The organism is Streptomyces sp. NPDC050549 (assembly GCF_040655035.1).
Taxonomy (GTDB): domain Bacteria; phylum Actinomycetota; class Actinomycetes; order Streptomycetales; family Streptomycetaceae; genus Streptomyces.
Window position 1 is genome coordinate 1 of the sequence record NZ_JBFAJD010000010.1, and the last position, 15,434, is coordinate 15,434.

At 72.5% G+C, this 15,434-nt stretch carries 8 protein-coding genes; 3 read left to right on the forward strand and 5 right to left on the reverse strand.

Annotated features, from left to right (window positions below; all coding sequences use genetic code 11):
* Window positions 1–448 precede the first annotated feature (448 nt).
* A complete protein-coding gene (locus AB0I51_RS16615) occupies window positions 449–997 on the reverse strand; it encodes a MarR family transcriptional regulator (protein WP_362975634.1) in 549 nt (182 codons plus the stop codon).
* Window positions 998–1,095: 98 nt separating this feature from the next.
* Here AB0I51_RS16615 and AB0I51_RS16620 point away from each other — a divergent pair, with 98 nt between their 5' ends.
* A complete protein-coding gene (locus AB0I51_RS16620; RefSeq protein WP_362975636.1) occupies window positions 1,096–2,379 on the forward strand; it encodes an MFS transporter in 1,284 nt (427 codons plus the stop codon).
* Window position 2,380: 1 nt separating this feature from the next.
* Here AB0I51_RS16620 and AB0I51_RS16625 read toward each other — a convergent pair whose 3' ends face one another.
* Window positions 2,381–4,039, reverse strand: coding sequence for a SpoIIE family protein phosphatase (locus AB0I51_RS16625; RefSeq protein WP_362975638.1), 1,659 nt, complete (start codon window positions 4,037–4,039; stop codon window positions 2,381–2,383).
* A 235-nt stretch (window positions 4,040–4,274) separates the two neighbouring features.
* A complete protein-coding gene (locus AB0I51_RS16630; RefSeq protein WP_362975640.1) occupies window positions 4,275–5,642 on the reverse strand; it encodes an NAD(P)/FAD-dependent oxidoreductase in 1,368 nt (455 codons plus the stop codon).
* A 377-nt stretch (window positions 5,643–6,019) separates the two neighbouring features.
* On the opposite strand from AB0I51_RS16630, the gene AB0I51_RS16635 reads away from it, so the two are divergent.
* Window positions 6,020–6,793 (forward strand): helix-turn-helix domain-containing protein, encoded by a 774-nt coding sequence (locus tag AB0I51_RS16635; RefSeq protein WP_362975642.1) that lies wholly within the window; start codon window positions 6,020–6,022, stop codon window positions 6,791–6,793.
* A 312-nt stretch (window positions 6,794–7,105) separates the two neighbouring features.
* On the forward strand, window positions 7,106–9,064 hold the full coding sequence (locus tag AB0I51_RS16640) for a sigma-70 family RNA polymerase sigma factor (protein WP_362975644.1): 1,959 nt from the start codon (window positions 7,106–7,108) through the stop codon (window positions 9,062–9,064).
* Here AB0I51_RS16640 and AB0I51_RS16645 read toward each other — a convergent pair.
* On the reverse strand, window positions 9,051–12,356 hold the full coding sequence (locus AB0I51_RS16645; RefSeq protein WP_362975646.1) for a BTAD domain-containing putative transcriptional regulator: 3,306 nt from the start codon (window positions 12,354–12,356) through the stop codon (window positions 9,051–9,053). The genes AB0I51_RS16640 and AB0I51_RS16645 overlap by 14 nt on opposite strands.
* Before the next feature lie 460 nt (window positions 12,357–12,816).
* Entirely contained in the window at window positions 12,817–14,916 is a 2,100-nt protein-coding gene (locus tag AB0I51_RS16650) for an asparagine synthase-related protein (RefSeq protein WP_362975648.1), read from the reverse strand.
* Between the last annotated feature and the right edge of the window lie 518 nt (window positions 14,917–15,434).

Below are 15,434 nucleotides of genomic sequence, written 5' to 3' on the forward strand. Positions count from 1 at the left end.
TGCGTTTCCGACTCTATCAGACCGTTTCCGGTACCGATTTCCTCGGTGCTTTCCAGGTTCCCGCTTCCGCGTTTCCCTTTCCGGCGACTCCGACTCTATCAGATCCTTTCGGGCCTGACTCCCAGTCAGAAGGGGCTGCCATCCCGGCCGCTGGGCCGTTCCGACGTCTCAAACCTTAGCCGATTCCCCCGGCGGAGTTCCAATCGAGGTCCAGTGACCTGATCGAACACAGCCGAGCCCAAATCGAATTGAATTCGGGCACGCCGAAATCAATCCCGTTGGGAGATCGCGCGGATGGTTTGGGTTGCCGCTGTCGCGGCGGAGGTGCCACCGGAGAACCGTTACGGCTCGGCGGCAACCCGAAGAACTTTACGGATCGGCGAGAGGTGTGTCAACTACCCCTGTCAAGATCTTTTCCTGGGCGAGTCGGAGGCGGGCCGCAGGCCCGTCAGTCCAGGTCGCTCAGGCGCCCGCCCGCGTCCGGCTGCGCGTGCTCCACCCTACGGAGCAGCCGGGTGAGGACCTCGCCGAGGACTGTGCGCTCCTCGAGTGACAGGTCCTGGAGCAGGTCCTCCTCGAAGACCGTCGCCATGCGCATCGACTCCAGCCACTTGCCGCGGCCCTCGGGGGTCAGCTCCACGATCACGCGGACGCGGTTGGACTCGTCGCGCTCCCTGGTGACCAGTCCCTCGGCGACCATGCGGTCGATCCGGTGGGTCATCGCGGCCGGCGTGAGGCCGAGGCGCTTGGCGAGGTCGCTGGGGCCCATCCGGTAGGGGTCGCCGGCCAGGACCAGGGCCTTGAGGACCTCCCAGTCGGCGCTGCTGATGCCGAGGTTCGCGGTCTGGCGGCCGTAGGCGACGTTCATGCGGCGGTTGAGGCGGCCCAGGGCCGAGACGATCTTCTCGACCTGGGGGTCGAGGTCCCGGAATTCACGCTGATAGGCGGCGATCTGTTCGTCGAGCGTCGGCTCCGGGACGCCGCTGGTGTCGGCCATGCGCGCAGTATGGCACGCGCTTCCTTTGCCTTGAAGTCCTTGATTATGTACTCTTTAGCTTCTAAGTCTTCAGGTCTAACTAGTTGATTGAGGTGAACGTGACCAGGGCGATGGGCGCAGCGATGCGCCGGATCCACGTGGGCAACGCACTCAGCGCGTTCGGGCTCGGCTTCACGGTCCCCTACCTGTACGTCTATGTGGCGCAGGTGCGGGGTCTTGGGGGTATGACGGCGGGGCTCGTCCTCGCCGTCTTCGCCGTGGCCGCGCTGATCGTGCTGCCGTTCGCCGGGCGGGCCATCGTCCGGCGTGGCCCACGGCCGGTTCTGATCGTCGCCCTGGTTCTGGCCGCCGTAGGGTCGATGAGTCTGGGGCTGGCGGGGAGTGCGGGGGCGGTGCTGGTGTCGGCCGCGGCACTCGGGGCCGGGCAGGCCGTGATGCAGCCGGCGCTTGCCACGATGATCGTGGAGTGTTCGACGGCCGAGACGCGGTCGCGGGCGTTTGCCATGCAGTTCTTTCTGCAGAACCTCGGGCTCGGTGTCGGTGGGCTCATCGGGGGTCATCTGGTCGACACGACCAGCGCGTCGTCGTTCACGCTGCTGTTCGGGATCGAGGCGGCGATGTTCCTGGTGCTCGCCGGGGTGATGGCGACCGTGCGCATGCCGCACTCGCCCGCGATCGGTGACGCTCCCTCTCAGTCGGCCAAGGGTGCTTGGAAGCAACTGCTCGGCAATCGGGCCATGGTGCAGCTGAGCGTGCTCGGCTTCGTCATGTTCTTCGCGTGCTACGGGCAGTTCGAGTCGGGGCTGAGTGCCTACGGGGTCGAGGCTGCCGGGATCTCCACGTCCGCGCTCGGGACGGCGCTGGCCGCGAACACCGCCATGATCGTGGTCGCGCAGTTCGCCGTGCTGAAGTTCGTCGAGCGGCGGCGGCGGTCCCGGGTGATCGCCGGTGTCGGGCTGATCTGGGCGCTGGCGTGGGTGACCGCCGGGTATGCCGGGCTCGGGCACGGGAGTCAGGAGATGGCCACGGCCGCCTTCGTGTCGACGTACGCCCTGTTCGGTCTTGGTGAGGCGATGCTGTCGCCGACCGTCGCGCCGCTGGTCGCAGATCTGGCGCCGGAGGGGATGGCCGGGCAGTACAACTCGGCCTTCGCCCTGGTGAAGCAGCTCGCGCTGGCCGTCGGGCCCGCGGTGGGCGGGCCGTTGGGGGCCTCGCTGCCGGGGCCGTATGTCGTGACGTTCCTGGTGTTCTCGCTGGGGATCAGCGTGCTCGCCGTGCGGCTGGGGCGGCAGCTGACCGCCGTACAGGATCAGCCTTGGCGGGCCAAGGGGAGTCTGGTCGTCGCTCGGGGGGCTGTCGAGCCGGTGGGCGCGGACGCGTAGGTCATACCGGGGCCGTCTTGGGGAGTACGAACTCGCACCAGACGGCCTTGCCGCCGCCGGGGGTGCGGCGGGAGCCCCAGTTGGTGGCGATCGTCGCGACGATCGCGATGCCGCGGCCGGACTCGTCTGCGGGTTCCGCGCGGCGGCGGCGCGGGAGGTGGTCGTCGCCGTCCGTCACCTCGACGATGAGGCGGCGGTCGGTGCGGCGCAGCCGTAGGCGCATGGGTGGGGTGCCGTGCTGGAGGCTGTTGGCCACGAGTTCGCTCGCGGCCAGGACTCCCAGGTCGTGGAGTTCGGTGGGGAAGCGCCAGCTGGTGAGGACTCCGGAGGCGAAGGCACGCGCGCGTGGGGCCGCCTCCACTCCGCCGAGGAGCTCCAGGGCCGCGTTGCGGAAGAGGTCGCCGTCGTGGCCGGTGCGGGTCGGGTGCTGGACGACCAGGACGGCGACGTCGTCGTCGTGGTCGGCGGTGACGCCGAGCGAGCGGACCAGGCGGTCGCAGACGACCTGGGGGGTGCCGGTGGCGCCGGCCAACGCGCGCTCCAGGGAGGCGATCCCCTCGTCCAGGTCCTCGTCCCGGCGTTCCACCAGGCCGTCCGTGTAGAGGACCGCCGTGGAGCCGGGGCTGAGCGGGATCGAGCCGGAGGAGTGGATCCAGCCGCCGGTGCCGAGCGGGGGGCCGGTGGGTTCGTCGGCGCGCTGGACCTCTCCCGTCTCGTCGCGGACGAGGATCGGGAGGTGGCCGGCGGAGGCGTACACCAGGCGGCCCTCGTTCGGGTCGAAGATGGCGTACACGCAGGTGGCGATCTGGTTGGCGTCGATCTCCGTGGCGAGGCCGTCCAGGAGCTGGAGGACCTCGTGCGGGGGCAGGTCGAGGCGTGCGTACGCGCGGACCGCGGTGCGGAGTTGGCCCATGACGGCCGCCGCACGGACTCCCCTGCCCATGACGTCGCCGATGACCAGGGCGGTCCGGCCGCCGCCGAGGGTGATCACGTCGTACCAGTCGCCGCCGACCGCGGCCTCGGTGCCGCCGGGCTGGTAGGTGGCAGCGATGCGCAGGTCGTCGGGCTCTTCGAGCTCCTGGGGGAGCAGGGAGCGCTGAAGGGTCACCGCCGTTTCGCGCTGGCGGCGTTCGCTGGTGCGCAGGCGTTCGGCGGCCTCGGCGTGGTCGGTGACGTCGGTGGCGAAGATCAGGACGCCGCCCTCGCCGCCGTCGGCGCTCTCGGCGACCGGGGTGCAGGTGAACGTGTAGGACCGGCCGCCTGGAGCCTTGCGGGACTTGAGGGTGCGGGGCTTGCCGCTGCGCAGGACCTGGTCGAGAAGCGGGAGCAGGCCCAGTTCGTCGAGCTCGGGGAGGGCTCCGCGGGCCGGTGCGCCCAGGGGGCGGTCGCCGAAGGCCGCCACGTAGGCGTCGTTGACGTACGCGATGCGCTGGTCGGGGCCGTGCACCAGGGCGACGAGGGCCGGGACGCGGTCGAGGACCTCGCGGACGGGCAGGTCGTCGACGGCGGGGACGGGCGGCGGCTCGTCGGTGAGCTGCTCGGCGCGGGCCGCGGGGACGGAGCCCTCGCCCCGGCGGTCCGGGGTGACCTGGTGGTCGGTCCGCGCTGCGGCGCGGCGCTGCGTTCCGGGGAGCCGGGCGCTCCAGCGCGTGAAGTTCACGAATCCTTGCCTCGTGTAGGTGTCGTCGGCCCGTTCCGGACCCTGCCGGGGGTCCGGGGGCCGCGCGGTGGGGGCCGCACATCGGTCGCCGGGGAATGCAGCACAGTGGGGAGAGCCTCTTGGGTGGGACGGGCGGGCGCGGGCCCGTCCGAAGTCGGGGACCAGTCTGGCAGTGTTGCGGACCGGGCCGATATTCGTCAGACGCCGGGGCCGCTCGTGGAGTTCCTCGGTCCGGTCAGTTCGACCCCTTCGGGTCGTGCGGAGGCTTCCCACCGGCAGCGAGTTCGAACTCGGCTCGCGGGTGTTCGAGTGAACCCAGGGAGACGATCTCCCGTTTGAAGAGCCCCGCCAGGGTCCATTCGGCGAGCACACGGGCCTTGCGGTTGAAGGTGGGCACCCTGCTGAGGTGGTAGACGCGGTGCATGAACCAGGCAGGGTAGCCCTTCAGCTTCCGTCCGTAGACCTGCGCGACACCTTCGTGCAACCCCAGGGAGGCGACCGAGCCGACGTACTTGTGGGCGTACGTCTCAAGGGGCTCGGCACGCAGCGAGTGCGCGATGTTGTCGCCGAGGACCTTGGCCTGGCGGACGGCGTGCTGGGCGTTGGAGGCGGTGTGGGTGCCGGGCGCGTCGGCGGTCACGTCGGGGACGGCCGCCGCGTCTCCCGCGGCCCACGCGTGCGTGGCGCCCTCGATCGTCAGCTCGGCGGTGCACTTGAGGCGGCCGTGCGCGTTGAGCGGGAGGTCGGTGGCGGCGAGGACCGGGTGGGGTTTGACGCCGGCCGTCCACACGAGCGTGCGGGTGGGGAAGCGCTGGCCGTCGTCGAGTACGGCGACGCGGTCGCCGCAGGAGGCGAGGCGGGTCTCCAGGAGTACCTGGATGTTGCGTCTGCGGAGCTGGGTGACGGTGTAGGTGCCCATCTCCTCGCCGACCTCGGGGAGGATGCGGTTTGAGGCCTCGACGAGGATCCACTTCATGTCGTCGGCCTGGACGTTGTGGTAGTAGCGCACGGCGTAGCGGGCCATGTCCTCCAGCTCGGCGAGCGCCTCGACACCCGCGTAGCCACCTCCTACGAAGACGAAGGTCAGGGCCGCGTCGCGGATCGCGGGGTCGCGGGTGGAGGAGGCGATGTCCAGTTGCTCGATGACGTGGTTGCGCAGGCCGATGGCCTCCTCGACGGTCTTGAAGCCGATGCCGTGCTCGGCGAGACCGGGGATCGGGAGGGTGCGCACGATCGAGCCGGGTGCCAGGACGAGTTCGTCGTACGACAGCTCTTCCGTGCCGGTGCCCTCCTCCTCGGTGGCGAGGGTGCTGAGGGTCGCGGTGCGCTTGGCGTGGTCGATGGCGGTGGCCTCGCCGATGACGACCCGGCACCGGTCGAGGACGCGGCGCAGCGGGACGACGACATGGCGGGGGGAGATCGAACCGGCGGCGGCCTCGGGGAGAAACGGCTGATAAGTCATGTAAGGGTCGGGGGAGACGACGGTGATCTCGACCTGCCCGCGCCTGATTTCACGTTTCAACTTCTTCTGAAGGCGCAGGGCCGTGTACATCCCGACGTAGCCGCCACCGACAACGAGAATGCGCGCGCGTTCCTTCACCATCCCATGACGCACCCGGCGCTGGAGTTTGTCCACAGGCTCGACAAATTGTGTGACCGGGCGGGGAGGCCGCGCGCGGGCGCCGGAATTGCCGGAGTGCGGGGCAGGTGTGCAGGTCAGTGGGGGTGATCGGGGTGACGTTCGGGGGCGCAATCGGGATGTATGCGACCCGTACTCCGATCGGGGGGCGCTCCGTGCGGAACCTGCCCCTTCTGAATTGACCCCCGCTCAACTATGTTCGTGTGTCGACGGGGTGAAGGGGGATGCGCTCAACGAGCCCGCGAGAAGCGTGGTTCGTGAACCGGGCTTGTCTCACGATGCTCCGGCTGCCAATGGCGGGGAGTCTCCGGGGGGAGACGTCATTAACCGGGGGAACGTGTATGCATATTCAGGACTCTCATTGGACATCCGCGTCTGCCGTCGCATCCGGCGGCGCGGTCGGTGCGACGGCGGGAAACGGACGCGGGGACAGCTCGCGCACGACGCCGTTGCGCGTGGACGCACAGCGCAATCTTGAGCACGTACTGCGGGCGGCGCGTGAGGTCTTCGGCGAGCTGGGCTACGGCGCGCCGATGGAGGACGTGGCGCGGCGCGCACGGGTCGGTGTCGGCACGGTGTACCGGCGCTTCCCGAGCAAGGACGTCCTGGTACGCCGGATAGCCGAGGAGGAGACCTCCCGGCTGACGGACCAGGCCCGTTCGGCGCTCGGCCAGGAGGACGAGCCGTGGTCGGCGCTGTCGCGCTTCCTGCGGACGTCGGTGGCCTCGGGCGCCGGGCGGCTGCTGCCGCCGCAGGTGCTGCGGGTGGGCGTCGCCGACGAGGGCGCCGAGGGCTCCCTGTTCGACGAGGCACGGGTGCCGCAGCAGCGGACGCAGCCGGGCACAGGTGAACTGCGGCTCGTGCCGGAGGAGTCGGCGGGGTCCCTGGGGTCGGTGGTCGACGACGCCGGGGCGGCGGCGCTGCTGGAGGTCGTCGGACAGCTGGTGGACCGGGCGCGGGCGGCGGGTCAGCTGCGGCCGGACGTGTCGGTGTCGGACGTGCTGCTGGTGATCGCCACGGCGGCGCCCTCGCTGCCGGACGCGGCGCAGCAGGCGGCGGCCTCGGCGCGACTGCTGGACATCCTGCTGGAGGGGTTGCGGTCGCGGCCCCTGTGAGGCCGGTTCCTCGGGGTCGGGAGGCCCGTTCGCGGGTGACTCGAATAGGTGACTGTGGTGCGTGGGCGCTGCGCGGCCCGCGCCCCGAGTGATGCCCGGAAGCAATTCCGGGCATTTCGGTCATCGGTACCAACTCCCTTTCCGGGGGCGAGAGTTGAGCCTTCCCCGGAGGGGTGAACGCTAGTACTGCATTGCGGGAAGTCCCCACGGACGAGTGGATGGTCCGTGCGACGGGGTCCTGAACAAAAGCCAATATGGCTACGCTGACCCGGTGTTCGGGACTGGTTGGGCAGGCGGCGGGGGCTTTCCGCGATGAGCGTTGACGGGCGGGACGAGTCACTGGGTGACGGTGATCCGGAGGCCGGTGGGCTGACCTCACCACAGGTGCCGAGCCAGGGCGGGCCCAGTGGCGTCCCCCAGGACGCCGGTCCCGGCGAGAGCAGCGTCCCGGCGCAGCGCGAGGGCAGCGTCCTGCCGCCGCCGCTGGAGATGCCGACGGCCGACGCCTCGCTGATCGAGCGGATGCGCGCCGGTGACGACACGGCGTACGAGGAGCTGTACCGGCGCCACGCGGACGCCGTGCGCCGCTACGCCCGTACCTGCTGCCGGGACGCGCACACCGCCGACGACCTGACCGCGGAGGTCTTCGCCCGCATGCTCCAGGCGGTGCGCGGCGGTTCCGGGCCCGAGCACGCCGTACGCGCCTATCTGCTGACCTCCGTCCGGCGGGTCGCCGCGAACTGGACGAAGTCGGCCAAGCGGGAGCAACTCGTCGACGACTTCGCGGTGTTCGCCGCGCAGTCCGCGCGCGTGTCCGAGGTGTCCGACGACGACACACTGGATCTGGGCGCCGATGTCCGGGCGATGCACGAGGCCGAGCAGTCGATGGCCATGCGGGCGTTCCGGTCGCTGCCCGAGCGGTGGCAGGCCGTGCTGTGGCACACCGAGGTGGAGGACGAGTCTCCGAGCGAGGTCGCCACGCTCTTCGGGCTCGACGCCAACGGCACGCGCGTGCTGGCCAGCCGGGCCCGTGAGGGCCTCAAGCAGGCCTATCTGCAGGCCCATGTCAGCGCCACCCTCACCGACGACGAGGAGTGCGCGCGCTACGCCGACCAGCTCGGCACCTACGCCCGCCGCCGGCTGCGTACGCGTGCCGAGCGTGGGCTGCGCAAGCACCTGGAGGAGTGCGCCAAGTGCCGGCTGGCCGCGCTGCAGATCGAGGAGGTCGCCAGCGGCATCCCGGCGGTCGTCCCGGTCGCGGTCATCGGTTGGTTCGGCGCCGCCGGGTACGCCAAGGCGGTCGCGCTCATCGCGGGCGGCGCGGGAGCGGGCGCGGCCGGTGCAGCGGGCGCTGCCGCGGCGGCGAGCGGGAGTTCGTCCGGCGCGGCGGGCGCCGCCGGGGCGTCCGCCGCGGCCGGTGGCAGCTCTTCGGGCGGGGCCGGTGCCGGTGGCACGGCGGCCTCCGAGGGGCTCGGGGCGCCGGTGAAGGCGGGCATCGCCGCCGGTGTGGTCGCGGCGGGTGTGGTGGCGGTGGTGGCGTTCGCGCTGGCCAACCACGACAGTCCGGCGAAGACACCCGAGGCGAAGCCGGCCCCGTCCTCCTCCCCCGTCGTCAAGCCCGAGCCGCCGACACCCACGCCCCCGAAGAAGCAACCTGCCCCGGAACCGGCGGTGTTGGCCCCAGAACCGACCCCCACCCCGAGCCCGACCCCGTCGCCCGCGCCCAAGCCCAGGCCGACACCGACCCCGGCCCCGAAGGCGTCCCCGACGCCGACACCGACCCCCCGGCCGACGCCCACGCCCACCCCGACACCGCCCCCGACGCCCCCACCTGCGCCGACGATCTTCCAGGTGAGCCAGCTCTCCTACAACGTCAACGGCGACGGCACCGCCCCGGAGATCCGGCTCGGCGACAGCAGTTGGGTGTGGCAGCGCTACGGCGTCTCGATCGGCGGCACGCGCTACACCCACGGGGTCACCGTGCACGGCCGCTCCTCCGTCGCCATCGACCTCAACCGGCAGTGCGTCTCCTACGACGCGTCGGTCGGCGTCGACGACATGATGCTCGGGCTCGGCAGGATCTACTTCTCGGTGTACGCCGACGGGGTCCGGCTGTGGAGCTCCGGGGAGATCGACGGCGGGGACCCTGCGGTGCCGGTCCATGTGAACCTGGCCGGACGGAAGACCGTTCGGCTGGTGGTCGAGCCGCGCAGCTCCTTCGACGACCTGGCGCTCGCCGACTGGGCGGAGTCGAAGTTCACCTGCCAGTAGGGCCCGGCGCGGGTGAGGGCAGCTCGGTCAGCGCCTCGGCGACGGTGAGGGACTCGCCCCGGGCGCGCTCGGTGGCGTAGCGCCCGGGGCCCAGTGCGGCGCGGGCGGTCTCCTCGATGCGCTCGGTCCGCGCGCGCTCCGGCATGGGGCGCGGATGACCGCCGCGCAACCGGTCGGCCGCCGCGAACAGCCTTACGGCGGGCGGGAGTTCGCCGAGTTCGGCGAACAGTGTCGCCGCGTGGTCGACCAGGCTCGCCATGACCACCTCGGCGCAGCGCAGCTCCACCGCCTCGCGCAGGGCGGCGGCCATCGCCACCAGCCCGCGCTCGGGACCGGCCTCGGCGGCCGTGACCAGGGCTCCGACCGCGTTCAGCGCCACCCGGAACTGGGGCGGCGGGGTGCCGTGTCCGCTCTCCTCACGGGCCTGTTCGCACAGCGCGCGGGCGTGGGTCACGTCCCCGTCCTCCAGTGCGATGTGCGCGCGCAGCAGCTGGATGAACGCGTGGGCGTCCGCGACCCCGTGCCGGTCGGAGGCCTCGGTGGCCTCGTCCAGGCCCTCGATCGCGCTCTCGCGGTCACCCGCGCGGAAGGCCAGCTCGGCGAGGCGGGCGATGAGGAACGGCGTCTCGGTGTGGGCGCCGACCTCGTAGGCGAGCGCGAGCGCCTCCTCGTACGCCGCCTTGGCCTCCTCGAACCGGCCGCGGCCCATGGCGGCCTCGCCGACCGCACTGGACACCTGGGCCCGTACCCAGCGGTCTCCGACGCGGCGGCAGAGCTCGCGCAGTTCCGCCAGGTCGTCGTCGACGCCCGCCATGCCGCCCGGGGAGTCGACGACCATGTGCGTGCGGAACATCATGATGACGGCGATCTCCCAATCCCCGCCGTACGCACGGGCGTTGGCGACCGCCACGTCCATGACGTCCCGGATGTCCATGGTGTCGCGCAGGAAGTAGGCGGTGAACGGCCAGGCGAGCCCCGGCATACGGGCCGCGTCCGGGCCTCCGCCGGCGAAGAAGGCCTGCACCAGCGTGACGTACCGGCGCAGCCGCTCGTCCCGCAGTCCGTTCGGCAGGTGGTCCAGGGCTCCTGATTCGGCGCCCAGGAAGAGGTGCAGCATCCGGAGGTTCATCCGCTGGGCGTGCAGGGGGTGGTCGGTGTCCGCGTCCGGGGCTTCGAGATAAGCCCCGAACGAGTCCGGAGCGGCCCCGGTGGTGATGAGGCCGAGGATGCGCTCGGTCCAGTCGACGCCCTCGCGGCGGTAGTTGCGCAGCCACCAGAACCAGCCGACGGCGAGGGCCAGCGCACCCGCCTCCGCCTCGTCGCCCGCGGTGACGGTCCGGTCGAGGGCCGCGCGGATGTTGTCGAGCTCGGTCTCCAGGCGGGCGATCCACGGGAGTTGCTCCCAGGAGCGGAGCAGCGGCTCGGCCTCCTCGACGAGGGCCAGCACCCAGGCCCGGTGCCGATGCTCGGCCGCCGTCCGCACTTCCGGGGTCTCGGCGGCGCGCTCCACGGCGTACTCGTGGATGGTCTCCAGCATGCGGTAGCGCATGCCGTCGTGGGCCTCCCCCGGGGTGGCCACGATCAGGGACTTGTCGACGAGGGCGCCGATCAGGTCCGCCGCGGGGCCGGTGCACACACTCTCCGCCGCCGCGAGGTCCCAGCCGCCGGCGAACACGGAGACCTCGCGCAGCAGGGTCCGCTCGTGCTCGTCGAGCAGGTCCCAGGACCAGTCGACGACGGCCCGCAGGGTCTGCTGGCGGGGCAGTACCGTGCGGCTGCCGGAGGTGAGGAGGCGGAAGCGGTCGTCGAGGCGGTCGGCGATCTGGCGGGGGGTGAGCAACCGCAGCCGGGCGGCGGCGAGTTCGATGGCCAGGGGCAGGCCGTCGAGGCGCCGGCAGATCTCCGTCACCGCTTCGGTGTCCTGGAGCACGGTCTCGGCGTCGGGGCGGACGGCGGCGGCGCGCTCCGCGAAGAGGCGGTGTGCCTGGTCGGGGACGAGGGGTTCGACCGGGCGCACCGACTCGCCGGGGACGCCCAGGGGTTCACGGCTGGTGGCGAGGATCGTGAGCCCCGGGCAGCGGGTCAGGAGGGTCTCGGCGAGGTCGGCCACCGCGCCGATGACATGTTCGCAGTTGTCAAGAATCAGGAGTCGGCTGCGCGCCGCGCAGTACTCGATCAGCAGGGCTACAGGGTCGTCCTGGGGGACCGCCAGCTCGGTGGTCATCAGTACGGTCTCGCGCAGACCGAGGGCACTGACCACCGCGCCCGGCACCGCCTCCGGCCGGTCGAGCCGGGCGAGCTCGACCAGCCACGCCTGCGGTAGCCCGGCGGCGGCTTCCTCGGCGAGACGGGTCTTCCCTGAGCCGCCCGGTCCGGTGAGCGTGACGAGGCGGGCCCTGTGCACTTCGGAACGGATGGCGGCGATCTCGGGTTCCCGGCCCACGAAAGAGGTAAGCCGTGGACGCAGGTTGCCGTCGCGTTCGGAGTGCCGGGCGGGGTGGTTGCCGTTGTGCTCCGGCTGCCGGGCGGAATGGTCGCCTCTGCGTTCCGGCTGCCGGGCGCGGTGGGCCGTAGGCGGTGGCTTGAGCAACTCGCCGTGCAGGGCCCGGAGTTCCGGCCCGGGATCGGTACCGAGGCCGTCGGCGAGCGCGCGCCGGGCGGTCTCGTAGGCGGCGAGGGCGTCGGCCCCCCGGCCCGAGTCGCGCAGGGCGCGGATGAGGAGGGCGTGCAGCGGTTCGTCGTACGGGTGGGCCGCGGTCAGTTCCTTCAGCTCAGGTACGGCGTCGGCGGCGCGGCCCAGCAGCAGGTCGGCCTCGGCCCGCGCGCGGGTGGCCTCCTCGCGCAGCGCGTCCGGGCGGGCGGCGGCGGACCGGTCGGGGAGGTCGGCGAGGGCCGGCCCGCGCCACAGGGCGAGCGCCTCGCCGAGGTCGCGGGCGGCGGCGGTCGCCTCGCCCCGCTCCAGGGCGGCCGTGCCCTGGCGCACCAGCCGTTCGAAGACGTGCAGGTCCACGTCGTCCCGGGTCGCCGCGAGCCGGTAGCCGCCGGGTTCGGAGACGATCGCGTCCTTGCCGACGGTACGGCGCAGCCGGCCGACGAGGGCCTGGAGGGCGGCCGGGGCGTCCTGGGGAGGCTCGTCCGCCCACACCTCGTCGATCAGGGCGCCGAAGGGGACGATCCGGCCCGGGTGCAGGGCGAGGGCGGCGAGCAGCGCGCGCAGCCGCGCACCGCCGAGCGCCACGACAGCGCCCCGCTCGTCCTCCGCCCGGGTACTGCCCAGGATTCCGTACCGCACCGGGCCATTGTCGCCGGGCGCGGGGTGCAAGGTCACGGCGTTTGCGGGCGGGGCCCGCAGTTGGAGCGGTTTGTGCCGGTGCGCTGCCCGAGACCGTCACGACGGGACGCTGAAGCGGCTCCCGCCCGCGCGCCGCTCAGGTCACTCCCGCCGGCTACCGCACGCGCGCGTGCCGGTGTTCGCGTCCAGCAGGTCCTCCGAGCGGTCGAGGAGACGGCTGGGCCACAACTCCAGTTGCGCCGGCGCTCTGCCCAAGTCGCCGTGTCGGAACACTCAAACCGCTCCCGCACGCGCGCCGCTCAGCCCACTCCCCCCGGTACCCCACGCACCCGTGCCAGTGTTCCCGTCCAACACGCCCCCGGCGAGCCGACAACCGCCCGAGCCACAACTCCCGTTGCACCGGTTGCGCCGCCCAGGTCACCGTGTCAGAACACCCAAGCCACCCCCGCACGCGCGACGCTCAGCCCACACCCGCTCCCCCGCCGGAGGCCAGTGCCCCCCGCTGCGGCCTGATCCCGGCCGGTACCGCACGCGCGCGTGCCGGTGTTCCCGTCCAGCAGGTGCCCCGGCGGGCGAGGAGGCGGCCCAGCCAGAGTTCCAGGGAGACCAGGTCCGCGAGGCCGTCCAGGGGCAGCGGTTCGCCCTGGGCCGCCGCGCGGAGCGCCTTGCGGACGACGCGGGCCTCCACCAGGCCGGCCTGTGCCAGCAGGGGTGTGTCGAAGAGGGCCATCAGGGAGTCCGCGGCGACCCGGAGGCCGGTACGGGACGCGGCTGCCGCCGACGCGTGGGAGGGGGCGCCCCAGCCGGGCGGGAGGTCGCCGACGCCGGCGCCCTCCAGGACCGTACGGAGGATGGCCGCGCGTGCCCCTGGCTGGACCCGTAGCGCCTCGGGAAGGGTCCGGCAGGCCCGGACCACCTGGTTGTCGAGGAAGGGCATGTGCAGCCGCTGGGAGCGGATCTCGGCGGCCTGTTCGAGGACGCGCAGGTCTCCCGCGTGTCTGGCAAGTGCGGCCCGCGCGCGGAAGTCGCCGGGGCGTTGTCCCGGGCCGACTCCCTGGCCCTGACGGCTGGGCGCCCCTTGCAGGCGAACCGATACTTCAGCTAGGGCCTCACCGGTCAGCCAACGTGCCGCGGGCCCCGGTCTGGCCCAGGTGAGCGCGGCGAGGGAGGCCCCGACGGCGCCGCCGGGCTCGTCGAAGCGCTGGTTCATCAGCCGGTCGGCGAGGACTTCGAGCCCGGCGCCGTACGGGGTGCGGGCCAGCCGCCGGGCCGCGCCGTACACGCGCCCGGGGACCATCACCGAACCGTCCGCCTTCGCCAACGCGGCCACCGGGCGCACCAGATGACGCCGTTTGCGGTCCATGAGGAGGTCGGCGAGGCGGGCCGGGTGCGCGTCCAGGACCTGGCGGGCGCCGTAGCCGGTGAAGTGGTCGGCGCTGCCCGCCGCGAGCCGGGCGCGGTGGCGGGCGGCGGTGATCAGGGAGGGGCCGGGTTCGTCGGTGAGGGGGCCGTCGAGTTCGGCGTACGGCAGGACGTCCTCGCCGCCGGTCACCACCACGTGGTGCAGGCGGGGGTTGGCCGCGAGGGTGCCCGCGCGCTCCACCTCGGACTCGCGTCCGCGGACGGCGAGGTCGTTGAAGGTGACGGCGAGGAGCCGCTCGCCCGCGCCGGTGCCGTGCCCGAGGACCGTGCCCGGCGCCCCCGGCAGTCCGGCGGCGAGCAGGGCCAGCGTCCCGGAGGCGGACCCACCGGAGAGGTCGGCGCCGATCCCCGGGACGGGCATCCCGCGCGCGGCACGCCGTTCGGCGGGCCCCATGCCGGGCACCGGCCCCGGGTCGATGTCGGGAACGTGCCGGGGCGCGGACAGGCGCGCACGCACGGCGTCGACGAGTGCGTCTCGTACGGCGTCCACCGCACTGTCGGGGTCGACGGCCGCGGCGGCGACGGCGAGGGAGGCCACCGGCTCGTACCCGGCGATCTCACGCGCCCCGGCGCGCAGGATCAGCGCATGCCCCGGCGGAATGCGACGTACGCCGTCGTACGGCGTGGAGTCGTGCAGCGCGGCGGGCACATCGGGGGCCGCGAGGAGGGCCGCCAGGTGCCCGAAGTCGAGGTTGGCCTCGATGAGGTCGGCGAGCGGAAGCGCGGCCGTGGAGTAGGCCGTACCGCCGGCCCAGGGGGTGTAGAACACCGGCTTGGCGCCCGCGAGATCGCCGCAGACCATGGTGCGGCGGCCGACCTTGACGACCGCCGTGTAGCTCCCCGACCAGGCCGTCAGATGCCGAAGCGCCCCTCCGCGCGCGGAGAACAGGCTGAGGCGCAGCTCCTCGTCGGACGCACCGCACGTACCGAGGACCGCGATCCGGGTCTCCGCGTCGACCTTCACGACCCGCACCTCGTCGGGCCGCCAGTCGCCGACCGCCCACAGCGGATCCGGGTCTCCCCACAGGAGTTGGGACCCCACCGGATGCACCGTCTCACCGTCGAGTCCGGTAGCCCCCGCCGAACCGATCGCGGCGGCTCCAGCGGCGGTACTGCTCCATCCCACCAACCACCGCATCGACGCCTCCACAGGCTGTGGACAACCAGTGCACCGCACGAACTGGGCACCATGCTGCCATGAAGGACGCCTTCCGGAGGGCCGGAGAAGCCGCTTGAGATCGCGTGAAGACGCCCTGGACGAGGGACAACCGGACAAGGACGACCCTACGTCCGCGACGCGAATGCGCCCCCGATACGCTCCCCCAAAACCCCTAACGCGCCCTCAACTCCCGTGGTAGGAGCGGTATTCGGCACCGAGAGGCAGGGGCGATTTTCGGCCAAATCGGTGTTACGAGCACAGGCTCGCGCACGCTCCGTACATGCCGTGCGCACCGCTTCGTACCGCGCACAGTCCGGGAGGCGGAGTACGCCTCCCGGACCGGTCCGCCGCCCGCGGGGATGTAGGCGGCGGTGTCCCCCAGCCCACTGGATCCAGTACAGCGGGCCGACCCACGCACGATCCATCGAAGCGCTCCCGCGATGGCCGGAGAAGAGCGCACACACGGGCGCACGGCCACACGGCGGGGGCACGTCGCA

What these genes read in the sequence shown, in the direction of transcription:
- AB0I51_RS16615 (WP_362975634.1), bottom strand. Translation starts at nt 997, where the DNA reads ATGGCCGACACCAGCGGCGTCCCGGAGCCGACGCTCGACGAACAGATC.
- AB0I51_RS16630 (WP_362975640.1), bottom strand. Translation starts at nt 5,642, where the DNA reads ATGGTGAAGGAACGCGCGCGCATTCTCGTTGTCGGTGGCGGCTACGTC.
- AB0I51_RS16635 (WP_362975642.1), top strand. Translation starts at nt 6,020, where the DNA reads ATGCATATTCAGGACTCTCATTGGACATCCGCGTCTGCCGTCGCATCC.
- AB0I51_RS16640 (WP_362975644.1), top strand. Translation starts at nt 7,106, where the DNA reads ATGAGCGTTGACGGGCGGGACGAGTCACTGGGTGACGGTGATCCGGAG.
- AB0I51_RS16650 (WP_362975648.1), bottom strand. Translation starts at nt 14,916, where the DNA reads ATGCGGTGGTTGGTGGGATGGAGCAGTACCGCCGCTGGAGCCGCCGCG.